Here is a 24,214-nt window from a genome sequence, read left to right as displayed (position 1 = left end):
GCAGCAGGCCCATAGCCAGTCTGTTACCTTGGCAGCCTTTGCAGCCTTAGCTGGTTGAGCCGATCCCCTTCGAAACTTGGGCCTGAGTGCTCATGCCGTGGCCACAAAACCGTCGGGCATGTCGTCGAAACGCCATCTCAGCCGAACGCCACCGTTTGCCGTAGCCTCAAGCGCCGGGATCGCGGAAAGGAGTTTGATAGTGTAAGGATCCTGCGGTTGATCAAAGATCGTATCGCGATCCCCCTCTTCCACGATGCGGCCATCCTGCATGACGATGACCCTGTCTGCGATCTGCTCAACGACCCCAAGGTCGTGGCTGATGAAGAGGCAGGAAAAGCCGTGCCGCTGTTGCAGGTCAGCGAACAGGTCAAGGACCTGGGCCCGCACCGTGACGTCGAGGGCGGAGACAGGCTCATCGGCAATGACAAATGCGGGCCTGCGCACCAAAGCACGTGCAATCGCGACCCGCTGACGTTGCCCGCCCGACAATTCGTGGGGGTAACGCCCGGCGAACTGATCGCCGAGACCGACGTCATGCAGGATCTCGCGCACCCGGTCCATCTTCTCGCGATGCCCCATCTCCGGCACCAGACGCAGGGCTTCGCGGACGAGGTCTGCAATCGTCATGCGTGGATCGAGCGAGGAATACGGGTCTTGGAACACCATCTGGCAGTTGAGGCGATAGTTGCTCCAGCCCTCGGAACCGCGGCGAACGGGACGCCCGGCAAAGCGGATGTCGCCGTCCGTGGGATCGAGCAGGCCGGCAATCGTGCGACCCAGCGTCGTCTTGCCGGATCCTGATCCTCCCACCAGCGCCACGACCTCCCTCGGCCTGATTGCCAAGCTGACGCCGTGAAGCGCCCGTTTACCGGGCTCCTTGCGAAAGAAGCCCTGTCGCCCGCGATACTCCACCACGAGATCGCGCACTTCCACGACCGGTTCGACGGAAGCAGAGAGATCGCGCTTGGGCAGGCGTCGCGGCATCGCAGCCAGCAGCTTCTGCGTATAGGGATGCCGAGGATGGCGCAGCAGATCCTGCGTCGCCCCCTGCTCGACGATTTCGCCTTTGCACATGACGATAATGCGATCGGTGTAGCGAGCGACCATCGAGAGATCATGGCTGATCATGAGCACTGCCGTCCCTCGGGCGCGTGTGAGCTCCACCATGAGCTCAAGCACGTCACGCTGGACAACAGCATCCAGTGCTGTCGTCGGCTCGTCGGCAATCAGAAGAGCCGGCTGAAGAAGCATGACCGAAGCCAGCATGATCCGCTGACGCATGCCGCCGGAGAACTGGTGCGGATAGGCTTCGAGTGCTCCCTCGGGATCCTTGATTCCAACCCTCCGGAGCATGTTGAGGATGAGCTCCCTGCGTTCGTTGGCATCGAGATCGCGATGAAGCTCCAGACCCTCGTCCAGTTGCCGGCCGATGAGCATCGACGGGTTGAGCGAGGTCATGGGCTCCTGGAACACCATCCCCATGCGTGCCCCCCTCAAGCGCCGCAAATCTTTCGGCGAGAGTTGGTCAAGGTCTTTTCCTTCGAAGCGGATGCTCCCGGCAGTCCTCTGGATCGCTGGCGGCTCAAGGGCCATGATGGCTCGGGCCGCGAGCGTCTTTCCACTTCCGGACTCGCCGACAATGCCGACGATCTCGCCCGGCGCGACGGAAAAGCTCACGTTCTTGACAACTTCGAGCCCTGCTTGCGCAACAACGAGGTTCAGTCCCTCGACCTGGAGCAGTTCGGTCCTGGTCATGATCAGACTCCTCGCATTCTCGGATCGAGTTTGTCGCGCACGGCATCGCCGAGCAGGTTGATGCCGAGCAGCGTCAGCGAGATACACAGGCCGGGGAAGATACCGAGCCATACAGCCTGGGCGATGAAGGAACGGCTGCTGGCCAGCATGCTGCCCCAAGTCGGAGCCGGAGGCGGCACTCCCAGACCAAGGAAGCTCAGGGCACTTTCCGCAAGGAGTACCCAGCCGAACATGGACGTGGCGAGCACCGTTAGGGGAGCGATGCAATTGGGCAGAATATGTCGCGCCATGGTATAGATTTCAGAATTTCCCATCACCCTCGATGCATCGACATATTCCTTTTCCCGCAGAGACAGGACGGTGCCCCTCACGACGCGGGCTACGGAAGGCGCATAGGCAAGCCCCAGCGCCAGGATGATGCCGTACTTGTTGGCGCCGATGACGGCGAGAAGACCAAGAGCCAGCAGAATGCCCGGGAAGGCCAACAGAGCATCGTTGAAGGCCATAAGAATCCGGTCGGTCCAGCCGCGCAGATAACCCGTCAGCATGCCGATCACCGTCCCGACCGCAATCGCCGTCGTCACGGTAACAAGGCTGATCCACACGCTTGTCGCGGCAGCCGCCATCAATCGGCTGAGGACATCCCGGCCGAACTCATCGGTCCCGAGCCAGTACACGGGCCCAGGTGGCTGGAGGCGAGCAGCGAAATTGATTTTCAACGGATCGAAAGGTGTCCAGAGCGCCCCAAACAGGGCGCAGACGCCAAGAACGCCGATGATCAGACCACCAAGAATGGCATTGGGAGCAGCAAATCTCATTCGGCCGTCACTCTCGGATCGAATACGGGATAAAGCAGGTCGACGACAATGTTCACAACAACGTAGACGAAGGCGATGAAAAGCAAGCAGCCTTGGATGACCGGGTAGTCGCGCGCGAAGATCGAGTCAACGAGAAGGCGGCCGAGGCCCGGAATCGTGAACACGGTCTCAACGACGGCGATTCCGCCGAGGAGATTTCCGAGGACGAGCCCGATGAGCGTCCATGTCGGGCCGAAGGCATTCTTGAAGGCATGGTGCATCAACACTGCGCCTTCGGAGAGGCCTTTGGCTCGGGCATGGGTGATGTAGTCGAGGCGGAGGACTTCTAGCGTGCTCGCGCGGGACATGCGGATCAGCACGCCCATCTCGTGCAGGAACAGGGTCGCGATAGGCATGATGATGTAGAGCAGCGCCGCCGTCGGATCCTCGGAAAACGACACGTAGCCGACGATGGGCAACCATTCGAGCTTCAGTCCAAAGAGGATCAGCAAGAGAAGCCCCAGCCAGAACGTCGGAATCGACAACAGGATCGTCGCTGTTCCAACCAGAATGAGGTCGGTCAGGCTGTTCTGACGCCAGGCCGCGATCATCCCGGCTGGCACGGCGACCAGGGTGGCGAACAGGACGGCAATGAGCACGATCTTGGCGCTGATCCAGAAGCGATCGATGATAAGAGGCAGGACCGGCTGGCTCGAAGTGATTGAAAGGCCGAGATCACCCTGGAAGATGTTGCCGAACCAGATCGCGAACTGAACCGGCAGACTCTCATTGAGTCCCAACCTCTCCCGCAGATCGGCAAGGCTCGCCGGATCGGCCATGTCGCCGAGCATGAGCGCCGCGGGATCGCCCGGGATGAAGCGGATGAGAGCAAAGACCGAGACCGCCATGATGAGAAGCGTCGGAACCGCCATGAGAATCCGTCTGGCTATGAAGCGCAGCATCGCGTCCCCTCTCTCCCTCTCCAAACAATCCCTAAGAATGTCATGGCGCCTGAATCACACTCGGTTCCGTCCTCGCCGAGCGCCTGTCCTTCAGGACGCCAGCGAGAAAGTCCTGCACCTGCGGCACAACCCGTTTGCCATCATGCGGCACGTTCGGCACGAGATCGAAACGAACACGAATTCCGGATGCCTCGAAGGAGCGGCGCAGGCTGTCGAGCCGCTCCGGGCGCGTATGTCCGGCATCGTTTGCGCCCGACATCCAGTGCGGGCTGCCCTCTCGATGCGTAATTTCCCAAGTCTCGAGGTCGGCGGCGCCCACGATCATCTGCACAGGCACACGCTGCATGGCAGCCACGTCGACCGTGATGCCGAACCGCTCCTTAACATTGCGGACACCAACCCACCAGTCACGCGTCGGATCGAGGAGCGTCACCGAACCCGGAGCTCCGATCGAAGCTGCCCAAAGACGATCTGGGTGTAGGATGAGAAAGCGATGCGTGAAGTGGCCGCCGCCGGAGAACCCGAACAGCGCGAAGCGCGTAACGTCGAGGCCATAGCGCTCGCCAACCTCCTCCACGATGGACAGAAGGATATCGTCATAGCGGATCTCGGCTTCCTGCATGTACTTGAAACCGTCGCGATTGCCGTCACCTCGTACGCTCACGGGAAAAAGCGGGCACAGAATGATGCAGTTGTTCCAGCGGCCGAACTCTGCGAAGGCATCGCGATAGGTCATGAATGCTCGGCCGGTGCCATGCATCGCGACAACGAGATCGGGGGCATTGCCTCGGCCCAGATCCGGAGGCACATACAGACAATAGGAAAAACGCGGATCGCGTTTGCTCGCGAATATCGTCGTGCGACCCCGATCATAGATCTGCCGCCCGAGCTCCTCCTGACGGACCTGATCGGTTGGCATCAGCGTGACAACTTGATTCATGAAGGGCATCCGCGTGAGAGCCGGCATCGATGTTGTCGATCGGCCGCCTGTCGGCGGCCGATCCGTATCAGAACGCAACCCGATCAGTTGGCGATGCGCACTTCCCAAGCCCGCGGCTTGGACAGGACGGAGGCGCTGTAGCCTTGGATACTCTTGCGATACGCGCTGGCTTCGATGCCATTATAGAGCATCACGAAGGGCACTTCCTTCACGAAGCGGGCATGCAGCTCGTCGAAGATCTTCTGACGCCCGGCCTTGTCGGAGACTGTCATCGACTTTTCGAGCAGAGCCTGCGCCTCGGGATTGTCCCAAACCTTACGGGGCTGCTTGTCCTTGGGTCCCATGACGGAGTCATAGCTCAAAGACGGGTCGAGGCGAGCCGAGTATGGGAATGCCATAACCTGATAATTGCCCTTGTTATACCGATCGAGCTGGGTGCCCCATTCCAGAACCTCAAGGGTGGCATTGATCCCGACTGCCTGCAGCATGGCCTGAATGAGCACCGAAGATGCAAAGGTCTGGGGGTAGCGCTTGTTCGTGAGGATGACGATCGGTTCACCTTTGTAGCCGGCCTCCTTCAGAAGCCGTTGTGCAGCCTCGGGGTCGTATGTGTAGCCCTCGTCATGAGCTGCGGTGTGATAGGACGAACTCAAGGGCACGATCGAGTTGTTGTGCTTTGCCAGACCTTCGGTGACGGCGTTGGCAATTTGAGGTGTATCGAGGGCCGCAGCAATGGCCTGCCGCAGCTTGACATTCGACAGAAGCGGATCCCGCGTCTGGATCAACAACGTGCTCAGACCCATGTTCTGGGCAATCGAGATGCCCAGCGACGGGTTGGCCTTGATCTCTTTCACATCGGCATTGGCGATATCCGGCACGACATCGATGTCGCCTCGCAGCACCGCCGCTTTGGCAGCCGCGCTGTCCGGGACCACAACGAAGCGAACCTCGTTCACCAGTGGACGCTTCGAGCCGGCATAGCCATCGATCTTGCCTTCGGCAGGGTTCGCGTAGCCATCGAACTTGGACAGCTTGACGAACTCGCCCCGGCGCCATTCCTCGAGTTTGAACGGACCGGTTCCGATTGGCTTGTCCCACGATCCGTCAGCCTTCACGGAATCCTTATGGATGATCCCGGTCATGCCGCAATCCGTGCGCGCCAACGTCGCGAGGAACAGAGCGTCCGGCTTGTCGAGACGGAACACGACCGTCTGGGCATCGGGCGTCTCGACCGCCTGCACCTTCGACCGGCCGCGCCCGTCGAACTCGGAGAGACAACGCCACTCGGTCTTGGGATCCGTATAGCGTTTCCAGCTCCAGGCGACATCCTCGGCTGTCAAGGGAGCGCCATTGTGGAACTTGACGCCGTTGCGCAGCTTGAACGTATAGGCAAGACCATCCTCGGAAACCGACACCGACTGCGCCAGAAGAGGCTTGATGCTCGAGTCTTCACCGTAGGCGACCAGCCCCTCGACAGCATGCAGAACCACTGCGTCCGTGTTGTCGTCCCGGTTGACGCCGGGATTGGTGCTGCGGATGTCGGCGTTGAGGGAAATCCGCAACGGGGTCTGCTGGGCCAACGCCGGAAGCGCCACCGCCATCAAGGCTCCTGTCAGGCAGCCTGCCAAAAGAGTTGTTGCCTTCACTGTCATCATGATCCTCCGTTTGTTCTAGTTCCCATTTCGTTTTCTTTGTCGTTGCAGCTCATGACGGCTGCTTAGATCGCCTTCACATAAGGTGCGGCTGAGACCGCCTCGAAGTGCGCCTTTATGGTCGGGCGCTGAATCTCCATGTCGAGTTTGTACTCGGTGAAGGTCTGATTCAGCGCCGGCAGCATGGCGACCTCCATGAGGCCGAGCATCGGCTCCATGACGATCATCGCCACTGTCGCGCTCAAGTTGCTGCCGAGATTCTTGCGCGGCGGTCGGCAGACCGACCAGGGCGACTCGAAGTCATCGAACAGCGCATTCTTGACGACGTCGCGCGTCACGCTGCCGAGATGCGGCTCAATCAGGGCCCGGACGCGCAGATCGCGATAGAGGCTGTCCGGTGTGTTGGCAATCCCGGTGTCCCTGAGCTTGGTGAGTGCCACCGGGCTCTGGAAGTGATTGGCGTGCACGATGAGGCCGCGCTCGGGCAGAACCTGGAACGTCTCGTCGGGCGCGCACTCGAAATCGATCGCGATGCCGTTGGCCTGGCTGACGATCATGTTGTTCGCCGCCGATTTCCGCGTCGTGTAGACCGCGTGCATCGAGGCCGCCAGTTGCTTCTGCTCCAGAACCTTTCGGCGAATCAGCGCGAGGGGAACTCCCAGCCGCCGATAGTCACGATCAGTTTCGAGATAGTTTGCGGTAATTGCGATCCCAGCGGCATTGAATCCGGACCGCGCCAGCGCCCCCGCCTCCGTGAAGGTCAGAATATCGGGGCCATCATCGCGCCTGATTTTGAGCACCACTGCGGTCTCGGCGCATTCGGCCTTCCAGTCCCAATTCTGCGCATGAATGAGACGCCCCTCTGTCGTTACCTCGGGCAGAACGACGACGCCGGTGCATCCATCCGGCTCGTCATCGAGCGCATCCCACTCGGCGGCAGGGCGCCGGGACAGTTTCAGGATTTCAGTCCGGGCATTCAGAAGCACAATGGATTCCAGCGCGACCCCAGCACCCTCGGCAATACCACGCATCTCTTCGAGGTAAGTCGGGTCGAACCGGTCGATGGCGGGCTCGAACTTGCGCACAAGCGCCTTGATGTCGTCCCCGGTGAGCTTGTGACTGGCGATCTGCGATGAATAATGATCGATCCCGAGCCGAATCCTGGCGACAGCCTGCTCCCCGTATTGGCGCCCGCGTTCACGGGGGGAGCCGGACACCTCGATGAGCGGACAGGGCAGGACCATCTGGAAAGCCTCTTCATTGACTCTGGCAATTCGATTGGACTTATTGTATTTCATCATGAGAGAATACAATCAATAGGAAATTTCAGCGTGTACCAGCCGAGCCGTTTGCAGCAGGATCTGGCCGACCGGATCGTCCGCCTCGTGAATGAGGACGGACTGCAGGTCGGGGCATTGCTGAACGAGAACAGTTTGGCGAAACGCCTCGAGGTTTCACGAACCCCCGTTCGAGGCGCCCTCCAGCACCTGGAGAATCAGGGGATTCTGGCCCGCCGCCCGAACCGGGGGATGGAACTCGTCGCCCTTCCGGAGCAGGCCCCTGCCACAGCCACTTCCGACATGGACGAGGAGTGGCTGGTGCAGATCGCCCGCGATCGCCGGAAAGACGAGCTTCCCCAGGACTTCTCGGAAGTCGAGATCATGCGGCGCTATAGCCTGAACCGCCCGACGGTCCAGCGCGTCCTGTCCCGCCTATCGGATCTCGAGATGGTCGAGCGCAAGCCGGGCTATGGCTGGCGATTTGTGACCGGTTTCCGGGATCCTGCGGCCCGCGACGAAAGCTACCGTTTCCGTCTGCTCGTTGAACCAATGGGAATTCTGGAACCGACTTTCCGGCTCGAGCCGCAATGGATCGAGGACATGCGTCGGAGCCACGCAGAGACGCTCGAACGCCCGTGGCAGGAAACCTCCAGTATCGCGTTCTTTGAAATGAACGCCGCCTTTCACGAAGGCTTGGCCGCGGCCTCTGGAAACCGCTTCATCCACTCCGCCATCCGCCACCAGAATCAGCTCAGGCGCTTTTCCCAATACGACTGGAAGTTCGGGTTCGAGCGCGTCGTGATCAACTGCCGCGAGCATATAGAAATTCTCGACTACTTGGCCAAAGGTGAGCGCGAAGTCGCTTCGGTCCTGCTGCGACGGCACCTTGAGCGGGCGAGCCAAGTCCGGTCGCGCGACAACCCGGATCCGGGCTAAACGCAAGTGTATTTCATCTGAATAAAGTCCAATAATCCGCTACAAAGCTAATCCTGTCCCAGGAGCACGCCAATGACAGCCTCGCCACAGACTGCTGCCCGTCCGTTCGCCAACGATGTGGGCGACACCTGTTGGTTGCCCTTTACGGCCATGCGGCAGTTCCAGGCGAACCCGATGATGTTCGTCGGCGCAGAGGGAATGCACTACACTACGGCGGATGGCCGCCGCGTGCTCGATGCCATGGCCGGACTGTGGTGCGTCAACGCGGGTCACGCCCAGCCGCGGATCGTCGAGGCCATCCGCGAGGCCGCAGGCCGCCTTGACTTCGTCTCCTCGTTCAAGATGAGCCACCCGGGTGCCTTCGAACTTGCCCGTCGCCTCACCGACATGGCCCCCGAGGGTTTCGAACACGTGTTCTTCACCAATTCCGGCTCTGAGGCGGTCGACAGCGCACTCAAGATCGCCCGCGGTTATCATCGCGCCCGCGGGGATGCCGGGCGCACCAAATTCATAGGGCGAGCCAAAGGCTATCACGGCATGGGTTTCGGCGGCCTCTCCGTCGGTGGCATCGGACGCCACAAACGGGATTTCGGCCCCCTTCTCCCGGATGTGGCTCACCTGTCTCTACCCTATGACCGCTCTACCATGGGATTCTCGCGAGGCCGTCCTGAAACAGGCGCCCACTATGCGGACGAACTCGAAAGCCTTCTGCAGATCCAGGATCCCGCGACCGTCGCAGCGGTGATCGTTGAGCCTGTCATCGGCTCGGGAGGCGTCTATCCGCCGCCGCTGCAATATCTTGAGCGGTTGCGCTCCATCTGCAGCCGTCATGGGATATTGCTCATCTTCGACGAGGTCATCACCGGATTCGGGCGCCTGGGGCAGCCCTTCGCCGCTCAGGCACTCGGTGTGAGACCGGACATCATCACCTGTGCCAAGGGCATGACCAACGGGGCAGTCCCGATGGGTGGCGTCATCCTCCGAGACTTCGTGTTCGACGCCTTCATGGCCGGGCCGCCAGAGGCCATTGAACTCTTCCATGGCTACACCTATTCGGGTCATCCTCTCGCATGCGCCGCCGGCCTTGCTGCCTTGGACGTGTATCAAGATCTGGGTCTTTTCGAGCGGAGTGCTGCTATCGCTCCCATTTGGGAAGCAGCGCTGCACAGCCTGCGTAACGAGACCCACGTTGCGGATATCCGGAATATCGGGCTTCTCGGCGTTGTGGAACTGGCACCCCGTACGGGCGAGCCGGGAGCACGTGGCAATCTTTGCGCGCAGATGTGCTACGAGAATGGCGTTCTCGTCAGAGCGTCGGGCGACATGATTGTCCTGTCTCCACCACTCATCATCGAGGAAGAGCAGATTGAACAGACGATCGATAGCATCCGCCTTGCCGTCAGACAGATGAATTGAGACCTGCGGATCAGAAAGACGGAGGGCAATCGTGCTGCATCGCCATCACTTTTACATCGACGGACAATGGGTTCCTCCCACGGAACAGGGACTCATCGACGTAATCAATCCTGCCACCGAGGAAATCGCCGGGACGGTTTCTGCCGGCACCGCAGCCGACGTAGACATGGCGGTCGCTGCTGCACGGCGGGCGTTTGCAACCTATAGCGATGTCAGCCGCGAGGATCGTCTGGATCTGCTCACCCGGATCATTACCCTCTATCGCCAACGCAGCGAAGAGCTGGCCGAGGCGATTTCGACCGAAATGGGGGCGCCTCTCGCTTTCGCACGTGAGCGCCACGTACCGGCCGGGCTTGGTCATCTCCAGCGTGCCATCGATGTCCTGAAAACCTACGAGTTCGACGAGGTGATCAATGCGACCGTGATCGCCCGGGAGCCGATCGGGGTCTGCGGTCTCATCACGCCTTGGAACTGGCCCTTGAACCAGATCGCCTGCAAGGTCGGTCCAGCTCTTGCGGCCGGATGCACCATGATACTCAAGCCGAGTGAAGTTGCCCCGTTCTCCGCAGCGATATTTGCGGAGATTCTGCACGATGCAGGCGTCCCGGCAGGAGTGTTCAACTTGATCAACGGCGACGGTCCTCATGTAGGGCAGGCCCTTGCAAGCCACCCAGATGTGGACATGGTGTCCTTCACCGGCTCGACCCGCGCCGGAACCCTCGTCGCGAAGGCGGCCGCCGATACGGTCAAACGCGTTCATCAGGAACTCGGTGGCAAGTCGCCGAATATTCTGCTCGAGGACGCGGATTTTGAAGCAGCCGTCACGCATGGTGTTCGGGCCTGCTTTGCGAATAGTGGGCAATCCTGCAACGCGCCCACGCGCCTCCTCGTCCCGTTCAGCCGTCAGAATGAAGTCGCAGCGATCGCAAGACGCATCGCCGAGGAGACAATCGTGGGTGACCCACGCTCCCCATCCACTACCATCGGTCCCGTGGTGAGCCAAATCCAATTCGCACGAATCCAGAGCCTGATCGAAGCAGGAATCGAGCAAGGAGCGACTCTTGTGGCAGGTGGCCCCGGGCGCCCGGCCGGATTTGATCGCGGCTATTACGTGCGGCCGACCGTGTTCGCGGATGTGCGGAATGACATGAGCATCGCGCGAGAGGAGATCTTCGGACCTGTCCTGTCGGTTATGCCTTACAAGGATGAGGAGGATGCGATCCGGATCGCCAATGACACGGTCTATGGTCTCTCGAGTTACGTGACATCAGGCGATATCGAACGAGCGCGCCGGGTGGCGCGTCGCATCCGAGCCGGCATGGTCCATCTGAACGGCTTCCGGGGTGATAATGCGGCCGCTTTCGGCGGCTATAAACAATCGGGCAATGGGCGCGAATGGGGACGGTTCGGTTTCGAAGAGTTTCTCGAAACCAAATCGATGTTCGGGTACCTGCCTCAAACGATCTAAGCGGGGCGCTTGGTGGATTGTTCAGCGTTATGACGGAAAAATCTCATCGTCTGCCGCTTGTGGCAGAGCACATGGCCTTAGCTACCTCCCGAGCCTGATCGAAGTCGCTGAGATCTCTGCTCTCAGGGGCATTGATCGCATTCTGATCAATCAGAAGGTCGAAATTGCAGCGTAGCATAGACCTGTCTGGCTGACCCTACTCAGGATTAAACATCCCGATACTTCTGAGTTACAATACTTGAATGGCGCCTTTCAGAGAAAGAACCAGAGAAACATTCAAGACGATGGTTTCAGGAGAGGGAAAGTGTGAAGAAGGGAACCTTTAGAGCTATGGATGTGGAGACGCCATTCATGCCAATCCTCAATCACCCCGTCGTACTCTCGTTGCAGCTCGCTCACTGCTATTAATGCATGGAGCTTTGCACTCTCAAGGTCAGGGACTTCTACTCCCTCATCATCGATCAATTCTTCATGGTGGTTTAATAGATGGAAGTAGCACCGCATCTGTGTTCCTCCAGCCAAAATCGGCGGCGGAATGTGACTGGGAATTCGTGGCCGAATTGTGAATGAATGGCTGCTCTAGGGGATTATCCCTCTTCCACAGATACCTTGGAGGAAGGCTGTTTCATTTCAACGATTGGGATGGATTGTCTGTCCTCATCTTGTCCAGTTCTGCAATACGCCTTTGCTTGCTCCGGTAGCCTTCTTGTACGGCTCTCAGAATCGCTCCACGGACCTGATCCGACGAGGGGATCCATGCTCGATATCGTCACGGATAATTGGGATGAAGACTAACTCGCGTTTTTCCAGGTTCCGAGAAGCATCGCAAGGAACCTTTCAGCAGCCGGAGCAAGGCGACCGCCGCGCCGCCTGACAACGCCAATGGTGCGTGACACCTCCGGGCTTCCGATCGGACGCGTGACAATGATCGGATGTTCATCCTGCGGCGTGGCGAGCCGCGGCAGGACGGAGATCCCGAGACCCGCCTCTACCAGCCCCAGGGATGTCGAGAGGTGGGTTACCTCGTAAGACCAGCTCAGGTGCACTCCTGCGCGGACAAGGGCTGCATCCAGCATGATGCGATTGCCACTCGTCCTGCTCACGGCCACAAGCGGCTGCCCCTCGAGATCCGACCATGTCAGCGACGCTCGTTCAGCCAACGGATGATCGCGTCGGCAGGCAAGCACAAACGGATCCTCCAGCAATGGTTCGAACGACAGGTCGGGATCGGATCCGCCCAGGAGATTGATACCGAATTCGACCTCGCCGCGGGCGACGCTCTCCAGTCCCTCATTCGCCGATAGGTCCAGGATCCTGAAGCGAATGTTCGGATACTGTTCCTTGAAGCGGGCGATGACTGACGGGAGAAAGTAGAACGCCGCTGTGGGGACACATGCGAGAGTGATCTGCCCTCCCCGCTGCTGACCCAGCTCCCTCATGGCGAACAGGGAAGAGTCGAATTCATCAAGCATCCGCCGCACGAGCGGCAGGAACTCCCGACCGACGGTGGTCAGGGCCACGCGCCGGGTCGTACGCTCCAGGAGCGCAGCCCCAACAGCAGCCTCAAGTCTCTGGATACGGCGGCTCAGGGCCGGCTGAGACAGGTTCAGCACCTCAGCCGCCCGGTGGAACCCCTCAAGGTCCACAACGGCAACAAAGGCGCGCAGGTCAAGGGCTTCGAAATTGATGCTCATTACGCATCAATAACACCGATCTTTGCATTTCACAGCATTTTCAATATTTGAGATTGATCGGCGGCAAAGAAATTTCACCCGGACCTGCCGCTGTGTCAGTCTCGCTCGCCATATCGAAGAAGAGTTCCTTCCAGATCCCATGCGTGCTCATGCGGGGTGGAACATCGCGGGGGCCGTTCTTCCTCGAGGAGGATCTTCCCGTTGACCCGGAAGAGCGGGATCGCTTCCTGCTTGCCGCCATGGGTTCGCCCCACGTGCTCCAGGTGAACGGCATTGGTGGCGGCAATCCGATGACCAGCAAGGTCGCGATCGTTGCCCGCTCGTCCCGGCCGGGTGCGGACGTCGATTATCTGTTCGCGCAGGTCGCGACCGACCGGGCTTTTGTGGATTTCAGCCCGAATTGCGGCAACATGCTGTCGGCCGTGGGTCCCTTCGCCATCGAGGCCGGACTAGTGCCGGCCCAGGTCGGCGAGACGACCGTCCGAATCTTTAACCGCAATACCGCAACCACTGTCGAAGCCGTGGTCAAGACCCCTGCGGGCGTCGTGGACTATGAGGGAGAAACGGCGATTGACGGTGTGCCCGGCACCGCCGCACCAGTGAAGCTAACCTTCCTGGATGCTGTCGGCTCCAAGACGGGAGCATTTCTGCCGACCGGGCACGTCCGCGAATTCATCGACAACACTCCCGTGACGCTCATCGACTACGCCATGCCGATGGTGCTCCTGCGCGCAGGCGACCTCGGCATGTCCGGAGACGAAACTCCCGACGAGCTTGAAGCCAACAATAGTCTCCTGGCTCGTCTTGAAACCATTCGCCTGGAGGCCGGCCTTCGCATGGGCCTCGGAGACGTCTCGGGCAGCGTCGTTCCCAAGATCGGGATCCTGTCCAGCGCACGTCACGGCGGCACGATCACTTCACGCTACTTCATGAATTCGAAGCGCTGCCACAAGGGGCACGCGGTCACAGGCGCATTGTGCATCGCCGCGGCATGCCGGTTGCCGGGAAGCGTCGCGCATGACCTGGCCGCTTCCGAACTTTCGTCATTGGTGAATCTCGAACACCCAAGCGGTCGGATCGAGATCGACCTGAGTATCGACGCTTCAGGCCAGATCGCGCGGGCAAGTCTTGTCCGCACCGCCCGCAGAATCTTCGAGGGGAAGATCATCGTCCCAGCAAGTGCTGTCATTGCGCCGCTGGAAGGGATACAACAAAGAGGAGAAAACGCTCATGACCATCACACGCCGACTGCTCTGCTGCGCCGCCCTAGCTACGTTGACCGCGATCACATCGCCCCTTAGCGGCGCCATCGCGCAGGATGCATTCCCGTCCCGCCCGATGAAACTCGTCGTCCCCTATGCCGCTGGCGGCGGGACGGATGCGATCGCTCGCCTTGTCGCTCAGGGTGTCGGAGAAAAGCTTGGGCAGAGCTTGGTCGTTGAGAACAACGGGTCGGCCGGCGGCAATATCGCCACTCAGCAGGCGGCGAATGCCGCGCCGGATGGTTACACCGTCCTGATGGCGAACCAAGGCCCGATGGTGGTCAACCCGCACCTGTTCAAGAACGTCAAGATCGATCCGCTGACGGCCTTTGATCCGCTGACCTTGATTACGGCGGCTCCACTCGTTGTGATCGTGCCGAAGAACTCGCCTTACAAGACGGTCAAGGAGTTGATCGAATATGCCCAGAAGAACCCTGGCAAGCTGACCTATGGGTCGGCCGGCAATGGCTCGGCAAGCCATCTGGCTACGGTTTTGCTTGCTCAGGAAGCGAAGTTCGAGGCGGTCCACGTCCCCTACAAAGGGGCCGGGCCAGCGCTGAACGACTTCCTCGGCGGCCGCATGGATTTCATGGTGACGACGGTCCCGTCCGTCCTCGGACTGATCGAGAGTTCGGATGCCCGCGTTCTAGCGGTGACCTCCAAGACCCGGGCCAAGAAATTCCCGGACGTGCCCTCCGTCGCGGAGAGCGGTTGGCCGACCTACGAGGCTACCGCTTGGTATGGCTTCGCCGTGCCTAAGGGGACGCCGAAGGACATCGCCGACAAAATCCGAACCGCAACAATTGAGACGATCAAGAACGGCGTCGTGCGCGAGCGCCTGGAGAATGAGGGTGCCGAGCCGATCGGCAACAGCCCGGAGGCGTTCGCCGCCATGATGAAGTCGGAATCCGCCCGCTGGGCTGACATCATCGGGAAGGCCTCCATCGCCACGAACTGATCCATCAATGTCATAGATCCCACCCCGGCCGCTTCCCCGTCGAAGCCACCGGGGTGGACTTCTGCAGGTGCCCTTTCGCCTGATGTTCCCGGCGACCCTGATGTTATGCGGCATCGTCTCGATCAACTCGCTGCCTACTAGAGCATCGGACTGAAAGGCGGATCCACGATACCCCACCTCTCTCCACTCGGGAGAGGGGGAATCGGGCAAGTCCGACAAATCGTCCGATGCTCTAGCACATCGTGCGGACCCAGAGGGCTGCATCAGCGACCCGAAGGACCACGCCAGTGAAAAGTGGCCCCGGTTTTCCCACCCAACGATGCGCTCTCCAAAGAGTGGAGCATCGACCCAAAAGTGGGTCCACTAATGGGTCGATGCTCTAACGTGATGTGCATCGGCCGGTTCGCCATCGCCGCGATCCTGCCTGTGATCACCCTACTGCCCACCATCCGCAAGGAATGCGACGAGGTGTTCGTGGGCGACTGAGCCGAGACGAGTGGAAATGTACTCACCATCGTTGCCCCGGCTTCCCTCCATTGCCTGTACGGGTTCCTTCCGGCATCCTCCGGGAGACCGCGGCATTGGCTGCCATGAAGCATTGTAGGACAAGCAAGCATCATCGAGGGAAACGAGGCATGACGTCGGAAGAGATGCAAGCACGCCTGCCGGTCATCCGGACGATTGCCATGCCGTCTGATACGAATCCGGCAGGCGATATTTTCGGCGGCTGGCTGATGTCCCAGATGGATCTCGCGGCCGGGAACGCCGCCGCCCGACGCGCTCGGGGTCGCTGCGTCACCGTCGCGGTGGACGGCATGGCCTTCCATTCTCCTGTCCATGTCGGCGACGAGGTCTCGGTCTATGCCGAGCTAATCTCGACGGGACGAACCTCCATGAAGTTTCAGGTGGAAGCCTGGCGCCGCTCACGGGACGGGGATGAGCAGATCAAGGTGACCGAGGCGATCTTCACCTTCGTCGCTATCGACAGCGGATCCCGCCCCCGCCCGTTGCCACCTGGGTGAGCGCGGACGGCTGCTCACGTGCGTGGCTGACATTGTGACCTCTCCAAATCCGGCGCCCCGAACGTCCGCACGTGCGCACTCCCCGCCATCTGCGATTTTTTGTATGTGAGACCGCGTCAACGTAAGACGCGCGAGAAGTGGCCGGAGCAGCAATCACTCCATGCTCCTCTGCAAGGCGAGCAACGAGCGCCGGCATGATACTGACAGCCTCGGCTTCCGCCGTCTGCGTGAGAAAATTTTCATAGAGTGCCAACTAACCATGGGCTCTGCGGGCCAGAGCAGGTGAGCCGGACAGCCCCTCCAGCCCGGACGAGCGGGACGGCAACGCTGCCGTGCGCCCCAACGGGAAAGTGCTTCATTCTTGACTGGCTGACCGTGGTATGTATTTTGGTCTGACCAAGGTAAGATGAATGACCGCTGATCTGGAAATCACGCGGCTTAGGGAGAGTGGCGGCAAGGGGTTTGAGAAGGTCTTCGCCTTCTTGCGCGAGCGGTTGCTTGCAGGCTCATTGCGACCGGGCGACCGGCTTATCCCTGAACGCGATCTCGCTGCGCAGCTCGGTGTCAGCCGACCGATCCTGCGTGAGGCGCTGCGCGCGCTAACGGTCCTCGGAGTCGTAGAAATCCGCGACCGCGTCGGAACAATCGTTCGCCGTCCCGACCTCTCCGTCCTCAACGACTTCTTTACGTTCGCCTTCGCGCAGCAATCGGAGGTCATCGACGACGTGATGCAGGCACGCATCGCGATCGAGTGCCAAGCCGTCCGGCTTGCCGCCGAGCGAGCGACAGTGTCCGATTTCGAGAGGCTGCAACAAGCGCTCGCGCGCATCGCTGAGACGATCGACGATGCCGATGCCGGCGGTGTGGCCGATTTCGAATTTCATCGCGCGGTCGTGCTGGCGGGAAAATCCGAGACACTCATTGTCCTGCACGATTCCATGTCCGGGATCCTGATGCGCTCCCACCAGGGGCGGAGAGAACTTCTTCAGGTCTTCGATACAATGAAAACCTACCTGATCGAGGATCATCGCCGCATCTTCGACGCCATCGTAGGGCGCGATCCAGAGCATGCGGAAAGGGTCATGCGCGAGCATTTTGCGATCGGCGACGATTTCCGCCGTCGTGCAGCAATCGGCGCACCCGGCCCCCGGAGCGCCTCGTGACAACACAACAAGAACGAGATGCCATGATGGAGCGAAATGACCATAAGGGAACAGTCGGCTTTGCAGGCCTGGGGACGATGGGGCGCGAAATGGCGCTCAATCTGCTCAAGGCGGGTTATGCCGTGCGCGCCTACGACGTCCGCAAGGAAGCGGTGGATAAGCTCCTTCCCCACGGTGCTATGGGAGCCGAAAGCCTCACCGATGCCGTGCGCGACGCGGATATCGTCATTTCCATGCTCCCCGACACTCCGCAGGTCGAAGAGGTCGTCTATGGCGAAGGGGGCCTTCGGACCTCGCCGCCACGGGGCCGCCTCGTCGTCGACATGAGCACGATCTCGCCGGTCGCCGTCCGGCGCATGCACGCCGATCTCAAGGCCGCAGGCGTGGCGTTCCTTGACGCGCCCGTGTCCGGCGGCCCCGTCGGCGCGAAAAACGCCTCCCTTTCGATCATGGTCGGAGGCGACAAAGATGCCTTCCTGTCCGCTGAGCCGTATTTCCGCGCCATGGGCACAACGATCACCCGTGTGGGTGAGGCTGGAGCCGGGCAGACGGTCAAACTCTGCAACCAGCTTGTTTGCGCCATCAACCTCCAGGCAATCTGCGAAGCGCTTGCACTTGGACGCGCCTCCGGCGTGGATCTTGAACAGCTCCGCAAAGTGCTTCTCGGCGGTTCGGCCGCATCATGGATGCTCGACAAGTTGGGTCCGGCCATGATCGCCGGTGATGCTTCCGCAGGGTTCCGCATCGACCTGATGCTCAAGGATCTGCGTCTCGTGCAGGAGCAGGCACTTTCGCTTTCTGTCCCGTTGCCGGGAACGGCGCTGGTGACGAGCCAGTATGTCGAGGCGCGCGCGCATGGCGAGGGCACGAACGGCAATCAGGCTCTTTTCCGCGTCTATGACCGGATGACCAATCAGACGGCTGCGTGACGAGAGACGGACCGGCATGAACCTCAATCTGGACTTCGTCACCATCCTCGAGCGATGGCCGACTTTCTTCGATGGGGCCGTACTCACCCTTCAACTCGCCTTCATCGCAACCGTGCTGGGCACGGCCATCGGGGTTCTCGGCGCCATAGGCCGACGCAGCCGCCATCCGTTCGTTTCGCGGATTTGCGGCATCTATGTCGAAGCGATCCGGAACACACCGCTCCTGGTCCAGATCTTCCTCGTCTATTTCGGCCTTGCCAGCCTGGGACTGAAGTTCTCCGCTTTCGTCGTCGCGGCGGCAGCTCTGACGATCAATGTCGGCGCCTATACGACCGAGATCATCCGCGCAGGATTCGACTCCATTCCCCGTGGACAGATCGAGGCTGCCGAAGGTCTCGCACTCTCCCGTGCCCAGATCTACTGGCACGTCGTCATGTGGCCCGCGATCGAGAAGGTTTATCCGTCTCTGACGAGCCAGTTCGTACTGCTGATGCTCGCCTCATCGGTGACATCGCAGATCTCAGCGGAAGAGCTAACGGCGGTTGCGAACTACGTGCAGTCAGACACCTACCGTGCCTTCGAGACCTATATCCTCGTGGCGCTCGCTTACATCGCTCTATCGCTGATCATGCGCGCCGGGTTCTGGCTACTCGGTCTTGTCATCTTCCCGCGTCGTCGACGCCTCGGCACCCCCTTGTGAGGAGGAAAAGATGGGCGGCTCCCTAAATGCCAATCACCTGATGTTCTTGGGCTATGGAGCTCTGTGGACCATCGGCCTGTCGCTCATCGGGCTGATCGGGGGTGGAATTGCGGGCTTCACTATTGCCCTCTGCCGCATCTCGCCGAACAGGATCGTGAGGCTTCTCAGCGCCGGCTATGTGCAGCTCATCCAGGGCACACCGCTACTCGTCATCATGTTCCTGACCTATTTCGGCTTGCCGACGCTCGGCGTGACTGTCTCTCCGCTGACAGCCGCCGGTGCGTCGCTCACGATCTATGTCGGCGCATATCTCGGCGAGATCTGGCGCGGCAGCATCCAATCCGTTCCGCGACCGCAATGGGAAGCCGCAGAAGGGCTTGCACTAAGCCGCTCCCAGCGAATGATGAAGGTGATCCTGCCGCAGGCGATCCGGATCGCGACACCTCCGACTGTCGGATTCATGGTTCAGATCATCAAGAACACCTCGCTGGCATCAGTAGTCGGCTTCGTGGAACTCGCTCGCTCCGGGCAGATCATCAACAACTCCCTCTTTGAGCCATTTCTGATTTACACCATCATCGCGGCGATCTATTTCGCCCTCTGCTATCCGATATCGCGCATCAGCCGCCGCCTGGAGATGCGCAGCGGCCCTGCCCGCCTCTCACTCGGGACTGCCTGACATGCACAGAATTTTGAATGCAGCAACCCAGTTGCCGGTCGTTTCCCTTAAGCACGTGCACAAGAGCTTCGGCTCACTCAAGGTGCTTGATGGTGTGAGTTTCGAGGTCGACCGTGGCGAAGTTCTCGTCATCATCGGCCGCAGTGGGTCCGGCAAGAGCACCGCTCTTCGGTGCATTGATCGCTTCGAGACGATCGACAGTGGCGAGATTGTCGTGTGTGGCCACCGCGTCAGCGACCCGAAGCTCGATTTGAGAGCCCTGCGTCAGGACGTCGGTATCGTGTTTCAGAGCTACAATCTGTTTCCGCACCTGACCATCGAAGAGAACATCACACTCGCTCCCTGCTCCGTGAAGGGCGTCTCGAAGGCTCAGGCGAAAGAGCAGGCGCGACAAGTCCTTGCCCAGGTCGGCCTGGAAGACAAGCTCCACCAATATCCCGAACAGCTCTCCGGCGGACAGCAGCAGCGCGCGGCGATTGCCCGCTCGCTTGCCATGCAGCCCAAGGTCATGCTGTTCGACGAAGTGACCTCAGCCCTCGATCCGGAACTGACCGGCGAGGTCCTGAAAGTCATTGAAGCGCTCGCTGCGGACGGCATGACCATGGTGATGGTCACGCACGAGATGGGATTTGCCAGAGGTATCGCCAATCGGGTGGTGTTCATGCACCGCGGCAAGGTCCATGAGACGGGACCTGCTGCAATCCTGACCTCGCCCGCAACTCCGGAACTCGCCCAGTTCGTTGGCACAGGGCTCTAAACGACAACCAAGATCTAGGGAGACAAACAACGATGATGAAGCGTCCGCTTTCCGCTGCCGCAGTTGCCATGACCTGCATCGTGGCACTCGGCACAACTGCAGCTCACGCCGACCTTCTCGACGATATCATGAAGGCGAAGAAAATCCGCATCGCGACCGACATGGCGATCCCACCGTCGGGCATGATGGATGCGAACCTTAAGCCGACAGGATCGGACGTGGAGACCGCTCAGCTTCTCGCGAAAGATCTTGGTCTTGAACTCGAGTTCGTGCAGACCACGGGCGCGACCCGTATCCCGAATATCCAAACCAACAAGGCGGATATCATCATCTCGACCCTCTCGGTCACACCGGAGCGCGCCAAGGTGATTGACTTCAGCAAGGCCTATGCAGCGCTGCAATCTGTTGTCGCGTGCCTGAAGACCGTTGAAGCGAAAAGCTGGGATGATCTGAAAGGCAAGACCATTGCCGTCTCCCGCGGCACGACGCAGGATACAGAGCTGTCGAACATGAAGGATCGGAACCTCACTCTCGCCCGCTTCGATGACGATGCCACGATGGTGACGGCAGCCGTATCCGGACAGGCGGACTGCGTCGCAACTTCGGCAACGATCGCGAACCAGATCGGCGTGAAGAACCCGGCCCGCACCTTCGAACCGAAGGTTCTCATTCGCACATTCGATCTCGCTATCGGCGTGCGTAAGGGTGAGCCGCGCCTGGTCGAGAAGCTCAATGAATGGATCTCGACCAATCTGAAGAATGGCAAGCTGAACGAGATCTACAAGAAGTTCCATGGCAGCGAACTCCCGCAGGAAATGCGGGGCTGATCCTGGAGAAATTAGGGTGGTGCTCCGGCGCCACCCGATCTGTAATCACGAAAGAAAGGTTTTTCAATGCGCGTCGTAGTCGGGTCTGATCACGCTGGGTGGCCCCTCAAGAATGCAGTGGTCGAGCACGTACGCTCGCTCGGACATGAGGTCATTGATGTAGGGTCTTTCGATGACAAGCCCGTCGACTTTCCAGACATCGCCCGCGCATTGACCCAGAAAGTCAAATCTGGCGAGGCCGAGCGCGGAATCATGGTGTGTGGCACGGGCGTCGGTGCATCGATCGCTGCCAACAAGGTCAAGGGCATTCGCGCCGCTGTTTGCCATGACATCCACTCCGCGCATCAGTCTGTCGAGCATGACGACGTCAACGTGATGTGCATCGGCGCTAAGATTGTCGGATCCTGGCTCGCACAGGATCTCGTCTCGTCCTACCTGTCGGCGGAATTCTCGACCGATGAGGATTGCCGGCGTCGCGTGGAAAAACTCCACGCTATGGATGCCGAGGACTGAGACTGAACGATTTGAGAAAGGGAGCGCGTGCAAGATGATCATTGTGTTTGGTTCGATCAACATTGATCTTGTTGCCCGCGTATCCTCGATCCCGCGTCCTGGCGAAACTGTCCTCTCTCCAGGCTACGAAACCTTGTTCGGCGGCAAGGGCGCGAACCAGGCGATCGCTGCTGCGCGGGCATCTTTGCCTCACCGAGTCGCAATGGCAGCCTGCGTCGGGGGGGATGCTTTTGGCCGATCTGCACGCGACAACCTCGTTCGCAACGATGTCGTGGCTGATCTCGTCGTCGACAGCGCTGAGCCGACCGGATGCGCTTTCATCACCGTCGATGAGCGCGGCGAGAATGCGATCACCGTCGCCAGCGGGGCCAATGCCTCACTGAGTGAGGCTACGCTTCGCGGCTTCGAGGCGAATGCCGCGACAGTTGCAGTCTTCCAAATGGAAGTCCCCTTTTCGGCGTCTCTCAACGTTGCTCGGCAAGTGCGGGCGGCAGGCGGGCGCGTCATTTGGAACTTCGCACCGGCGCCGACAGCATTCTCGACGAGAGATCTCTCGGATCTCGTCGACGAGACTGACATCTTCGTCGTCAACGAGCACGAAGCCATCACCGCAGCCAAGCTTCTCGGCTGCGAGACCGACCGCTTTGAGGATGCTGGGGCCTATCTGTCGGGAAGCGGTTGCACTTGCGTCGTCACGGCGGGCGCCCAGGGCGCCTTTGCGTTTCACTCCGATGGGCGCAGCGAGATTGTCGAAGCACCGCCGATACGGCCTGTCGACACGACTGGGGCTGGTGATACCTTCGTCGGAATCCTGGCCAGCGGGCTCGATGAGGCGTTGTCTTTCACCAAAGCTCTTCAACGAGCCTGCTACGGGGCATCGCTAGCTTGCCTTGCCTATGGCGCTCAAACCGGTATGCCGACACGCGCGCAACTCGGAGTTATCTGAAAGGATTGAGCTGTTTCCATTCGCATGGAATCAGCTCTCTTCTTTGGTTGCCGCTTTTTTGACGGCGAACCGGATCCACTTCGCCGACAAGTGCTCTAGGTTCCATCAGAACAGAATCGATCAGTTCAATCGAACTCCGCGCCCAGTGGCAGTGATATGCTAACAGGATGCGGTTAGTTTAGGGTTCTGTCCATTCGGCTCAGAAGCACTCTTCGACAGGCCGACCCACCCATATGTCATGAAGCGCCTGCTTCCGGCAAATGAGACCACTTCACGCGGATGAGACAATCGTCCGCAAACTTCCGACATAGGCTCTATGGAATAGTCGGCTTCCTTGATCGAGTTGGATTCGAGGCTGTCAAAGCCGTGCATATGGATGCCCCAAACCGTCTTACAAATCCACAATGACCGCTGCATCAAGCCGGTGAGTGTTTCCCTGCACTGGACAATCGACCGGCATTAAGATCGCAGTCCTGAGATACATCTGGGCGATGGTGGGCGTCCATTCCTCACGGCCGAGTGCAACTCCTTATCGAGAGGCAGATCAATGTCCTAGTAGTGTTCCATCGATTGTGGCGGCACTCCCAAGGGCACACAAAAACCACACAGGAAGGGTAGCATTTAGCAAAGGCGTTGCGAATCAAAAACGTAGAAAAGAACGTCAGGCTGGGAGAATATATCGTGAAGTCCGGTCATCAGTTGGCGTCTCTCAGACCCGAGGCGAGCGATTGTGCCTATAATCTGTTCGGTAACAGCCAGCGGCCTGAGATACTCTGTGCCGTCCGCGAAGACTACCCGATTCCGAGTTTTATCACTTCCGAGCAGTGGGTTTATGTAGGCTCTCTTCGCTCCGATGATGCTCGACCGCCAGGCTTCGATAATCGAGCGGCCGCCACGGGCGTGCTGTTCAATGGCTTTCACCTGTTCCAGGTTACGGCCGGGCATTGGATAGCAAAGATTGCACGACAGAGCTTTGTGTCCGGAACGGATTCCTCCCGCGAGACCGACATCGGCTTGCCCGTTCGCCAGCATGTCAAGAAGGCATTGCTGCGCCTTGTGGCAAAGCAGAGCAGCCCCGATCAGGTGATCGAGTACGTCAGTCGTTCCACGGCAGGTCAGAAATCCGCCGAGACACAGTATGTCGACCTCCTCGCGGCTCTCCCCTTTGCTGTCTACATGACGGACGCGACAGGACGCATCACCTTCTACAACGAGGCTGCCGTGGCGTTGTGGGGACGGCGTCCGGTGCTGGGGCGGGACCGCTGGTGCGGATCATGGCACATCTATTCACTCAATGGCACACCACTGCCGCATGACCGTTGCCCGATGGCCGTGGCGATCCGTGAGGATAGGAGGGTCCGGGGCGTGACAGCAATTGCAGAGCGACCCGACGGTACACGAGTTCACTTCAAGCCGTTCCCTACCCCCTTGCATGATACGAATGACAACCTTGTTGGTGCGGTTAACGTGCTACTCGATCTTGGAGCCGCCTAAGGGTCTAAAAGCATGAAGCCGCTTTCACTTCGCAATGGCTACCTTGAAGTTTGAATCGGAAGTC

General features: G+C 59.9%; 22 protein-coding genes and 1 pseudogene. 15 read left to right on the top strand and 8 right to left on the bottom strand.

The genetic code is table 11. The features are described from left to right. Positions 1-90: 90 nt before the first annotated feature. From JO965_RS05175 to JO965_RS05150, 6 genes are all read right to left on the bottom strand, one after another. Positions 91-1,755, bottom strand: coding sequence for an ABC transporter ATP-binding protein (locus tag JO965_RS05175; protein ID WP_203442639.1), 1,665 nt, complete (start codon positions 1,753-1,755; stop codon positions 91-93). Positions 1,756-1,757: 2 nt separating this feature from the next. Continuing rightward, on the bottom strand, positions 1,758-2,573 hold the full coding sequence (locus tag JO965_RS05170; protein WP_203442638.1) for an ABC transporter permease: 816 nt from the start codon (positions 2,571-2,573) through the stop codon (positions 1,758-1,760). Then, a complete protein-coding gene (locus JO965_RS05165; RefSeq protein WP_203442637.1) occupies positions 2,570-3,514 on the bottom strand; it encodes an ABC transporter permease in 945 nt (314 codons plus the stop codon). The genes JO965_RS05170 and JO965_RS05165 overlap by 4 nt, the downstream gene beginning before the upstream one ends. Positions 3,515-3,554: 40 nt before the next feature. Beyond that, positions 3,555-4,433: an alpha/beta hydrolase gene (locus tag JO965_RS05160; RefSeq protein ID WP_203444070.1), complete on the bottom strand. Its 879-nt coding sequence runs from the start codon at positions 4,431-4,433 to the stop codon at positions 3,555-3,557. Positions 4,434-4,537: 104 nt separating this feature from the next. Next, on the bottom strand, positions 4,538-6,109 hold the full coding sequence (locus JO965_RS05155; protein ID WP_371826833.1) for an ABC transporter substrate-binding protein: 1,572 nt from the start codon (positions 6,107-6,109) through the stop codon (positions 4,538-4,540). 62 nt (positions 6,110-6,171) lie between these two features. Further along, entirely contained in the window at positions 6,172-7,350 is a 1,179-nt protein-coding gene (locus JO965_RS05150; RefSeq protein WP_203442636.1) for a C45 family peptidase, read from the bottom strand. 87 nt (positions 7,351-7,437) lie between these two features. Here JO965_RS05150 and JO965_RS05145 point away from each other — a divergent pair, with 87 nt between their 5' ends. The 3 genes from JO965_RS05145 (at position 7,438) to JO965_RS05135 (ending at position 11,206) form a co-directional block, all read left to right on the top strand. Further along, positions 7,438-8,322, top strand: coding sequence for a GntR family transcriptional regulator (locus JO965_RS05145; RefSeq protein ID WP_203442635.1), 885 nt, complete (start codon positions 7,438-7,440; stop codon positions 8,320-8,322). Between the two features lie 72 nt (positions 8,323-8,394). Continuing rightward, positions 8,395-9,738 (top strand): aminotransferase class III-fold pyridoxal phosphate-dependent enzyme, encoded by a 1,344-nt coding sequence (locus tag JO965_RS05140; RefSeq protein WP_203442634.1) that lies wholly within the window; start codon positions 8,395-8,397, stop codon positions 9,736-9,738. A gap of 31 nt (positions 9,739-9,769) precedes the next feature. After that, complete coding sequence (locus tag JO965_RS05135) at positions 9,770-11,206, top strand: aldehyde dehydrogenase family protein (RefSeq protein ID WP_203442633.1); 1,437 nt, start codon at positions 9,770-9,772, stop codon at positions 11,204-11,206. Between the two features lie 276 nt (positions 11,207-11,482). Here JO965_RS05135 and JO965_RS49270 read toward each other — a convergent pair whose 3' ends face one another. Together JO965_RS49270 and JO965_RS05130 are read right to left on the bottom strand one after the other, a co-directional pair. Then, the gene (locus tag JO965_RS49270; RefSeq protein ID WP_371826832.1) at positions 11,483-11,710 is read right to left on the bottom strand and encodes a hypothetical protein; all 228 of its coding nucleotides are present in this window, start codon (positions 11,708-11,710) and stop codon (positions 11,483-11,485) included. A gap of 287 nt (positions 11,711-11,997) precedes the next feature. Then, on the bottom strand, positions 11,998-12,900 hold the full coding sequence (locus tag JO965_RS05130; RefSeq protein ID WP_203442632.1) for a LysR family transcriptional regulator: 903 nt from the start codon (positions 12,898-12,900) through the stop codon (positions 11,998-12,000). A gap of 149 nt (positions 12,901-13,049) precedes the next feature. Between JO965_RS05130 and JO965_RS05125 the strand changes: the two genes are divergently transcribed. The 12 genes and pseudogenes from JO965_RS05125 to JO965_RS47695 all read left to right on the top strand — a co-directional run. Next, positions 13,050-14,201: a 4-oxalomesaconate tautomerase gene (locus JO965_RS05125; protein WP_203444068.1), complete on the top strand. Its 1,152-nt coding sequence runs from the start codon at positions 13,050-13,052 to the stop codon at positions 14,199-14,201. Then, complete coding sequence (locus JO965_RS05120) at positions 14,131-15,120, top strand: tripartite tricarboxylate transporter substrate binding protein (protein ID WP_203442631.1); 990 nt, start codon at positions 14,131-14,133, stop codon at positions 15,118-15,120. The genes JO965_RS05125 and JO965_RS05120 overlap by 71 nt, the downstream gene beginning before the upstream one ends. A 635-nt stretch (positions 15,121-15,755) precedes the next feature. Then, positions 15,756-16,142: an acyl-CoA thioesterase gene (locus JO965_RS05115; protein WP_203442630.1), complete on the top strand. Its 387-nt coding sequence runs from the start codon at positions 15,756-15,758 to the stop codon at positions 16,140-16,142. A 410-nt stretch (positions 16,143-16,552) separates the two neighbouring features. Further along, complete coding sequence (locus JO965_RS05110) at positions 16,553-17,305, top strand: FadR/GntR family transcriptional regulator (RefSeq protein ID WP_203442629.1); 753 nt, start codon at positions 16,553-16,555, stop codon at positions 17,303-17,305. A gap of 26 nt (positions 17,306-17,331) precedes the next feature. Next, complete coding sequence (locus JO965_RS05105) at positions 17,332-18,234, top strand: NAD(P)-dependent oxidoreductase (RefSeq protein ID WP_246776851.1); 903 nt, start codon at positions 17,332-17,334, stop codon at positions 18,232-18,234. Positions 18,235-18,250: 16 nt separating this feature from the next. After that, positions 18,251-18,934, top strand: a complete 684-nt coding sequence (locus tag JO965_RS05100) for an amino acid ABC transporter permease (RefSeq protein WP_203442627.1) — start codon at positions 18,251-18,253, stop codon at positions 18,932-18,934. 10 nt (positions 18,935-18,944) lie between these two features. Then, a complete protein-coding gene (locus JO965_RS05095) occupies positions 18,945-19,613 on the top strand; it encodes an amino acid ABC transporter permease (protein WP_203442626.1) in 669 nt (222 codons plus the stop codon). A 1-nt stretch (position 19,614) separates the two neighbouring features. Then, positions 19,615-20,370, top strand: a complete 756-nt coding sequence (locus tag JO965_RS05090; RefSeq protein ID WP_203442625.1) for an amino acid ABC transporter ATP-binding protein — start codon at positions 19,615-19,617, stop codon at positions 20,368-20,370. A 35-nt stretch (positions 20,371-20,405) separates the two neighbouring features. Next, positions 20,406-21,197: a transporter substrate-binding domain-containing protein gene (locus JO965_RS05085; protein ID WP_371826864.1), complete on the top strand. Its 792-nt coding sequence runs from the start codon at positions 20,406-20,408 to the stop codon at positions 21,195-21,197. Positions 21,198-21,263: 66 nt separating this feature from the next. Further along, positions 21,264-21,710, top strand: a complete 447-nt coding sequence (gene rpiB, locus JO965_RS05080; RefSeq protein WP_203442623.1) for a ribose 5-phosphate isomerase B — start codon at positions 21,264-21,266, stop codon at positions 21,708-21,710. A gap of 34 nt (positions 21,711-21,744) precedes the next feature. Continuing rightward, positions 21,745-22,656: a ribokinase gene (locus JO965_RS05075; RefSeq protein WP_203442622.1), complete on the top strand. Its 912-nt coding sequence runs from the start codon at positions 21,745-21,747 to the stop codon at positions 22,654-22,656. 1,137 nt (positions 22,657-23,793) lie between these two features. Then, positions 23,794-24,138: pseudogene (locus JO965_RS47695) on the top strand (PAS domain-containing protein); the annotation flags it as partial. Positions 24,139-24,214 lie beyond the last annotated feature (76 nt).

Source organism: Microvirga sp. VF16 (assembly GCF_016864375.1).
GTDB lineage: Bacteria > Pseudomonadota > Alphaproteobacteria > Rhizobiales > Beijerinckiaceae > Microvirga.
The sequence above is the reverse complement of the archived record's forward strand: the minus strand, read 5'-3'. Positions and strand labels throughout refer to the sequence as shown.

Bases quoted from the DNA above. Each gene is read 5' to 3' on its own strand.
- JO965_RS05175 (WP_203442639.1), bottom strand. From the start codon at position 1,755: ATGACCAGGACCGAACTGCTCCAGGTCGAGGGACTGAACCTCGTTGTT.
- JO965_RS05170 (WP_203442638.1), bottom strand. From the start codon at position 2,573: ATGAGATTTGCTGCTCCCAATGCCATTCTTGGTGGTCTGATCATCGGC.
- JO965_RS05165 (WP_203442637.1), bottom strand. From the start codon at position 3,514: ATGCTGCGCTTCATAGCCAGACGGATTCTCATGGCGGTTCCGACGCTT.
- JO965_RS05160 (WP_203444070.1), bottom strand. From the start codon at position 4,433: ATGCCAACCGATCAGGTCCGTCAGGAGGAGCTCGGGCGGCAGATCTAT.
- JO965_RS05155 (WP_371826833.1), bottom strand. From the start codon at position 6,109: ATGATGACAGTGAAGGCAACAACTCTTTTGGCAGGCTGCCTGACAGGA.
- JO965_RS05150 (WP_203442636.1), bottom strand. From the start codon at position 7,350: ATGGTCCTGCCCTGTCCGCTCATCGAGGTGTCCGGCTCCCCCCGTGAA.
- JO965_RS05140 (WP_203442634.1), top strand. From the start codon at position 8,395: ATGACAGCCTCGCCACAGACTGCTGCCCGTCCGTTCGCCAACGATGTG.
- JO965_RS49270 (WP_371826832.1), bottom strand. From the start codon at position 11,710: ATGCGGTGCTACTTCCATCTATTAAACCACCATGAAGAATTGATCGAT.
- JO965_RS05130 (WP_203442632.1), bottom strand. From the start codon at position 12,900: ATGAGCATCAATTTCGAAGCCCTTGACCTGCGCGCCTTTGTTGCCGTT.
- JO965_RS05125 (WP_203444068.1), top strand. From the start codon at position 13,050: ATGCGGGGTGGAACATCGCGGGGGCCGTTCTTCCTCGAGGAGGATCTT.
- JO965_RS05120 (WP_203442631.1), top strand. From the start codon at position 14,131: ATGACCATCACACGCCGACTGCTCTGCTGCGCCGCCCTAGCTACGTTG.
- JO965_RS05115 (WP_203442630.1), top strand. From the start codon at position 15,756: ATGACGTCGGAAGAGATGCAAGCACGCCTGCCGGTCATCCGGACGATT.
- JO965_RS05110 (WP_203442629.1), top strand. From the start codon at position 16,553: ATGACCGCTGATCTGGAAATCACGCGGCTTAGGGAGAGTGGCGGCAAG.
- JO965_RS05105 (WP_246776851.1), top strand. From the start codon at position 17,332: ATGGAGCGAAATGACCATAAGGGAACAGTCGGCTTTGCAGGCCTGGGG.
- JO965_RS05100 (WP_203442627.1), top strand. From the start codon at position 18,251: ATGAACCTCAATCTGGACTTCGTCACCATCCTCGAGCGATGGCCGACT.
- JO965_RS05095 (WP_203442626.1), top strand. From the start codon at position 18,945: ATGGGCGGCTCCCTAAATGCCAATCACCTGATGTTCTTGGGCTATGGA.
- JO965_RS05090 (WP_203442625.1), top strand. From the start codon at position 19,615: ATGCACAGAATTTTGAATGCAGCAACCCAGTTGCCGGTCGTTTCCCTT.
- JO965_RS05085 (WP_371826864.1), top strand. From the start codon at position 20,406: ATGAAGCGTCCGCTTTCCGCTGCCGCAGTTGCCATGACCTGCATCGTG.
- rpiB (WP_203442623.1), top strand. From the start codon at position 21,264: ATGCGCGTCGTAGTCGGGTCTGATCACGCTGGGTGGCCCCTCAAGAAT.
- JO965_RS05075 (WP_203442622.1), top strand. From the start codon at position 21,745: ATGATCATTGTGTTTGGTTCGATCAACATTGATCTTGTTGCCCGCGTA.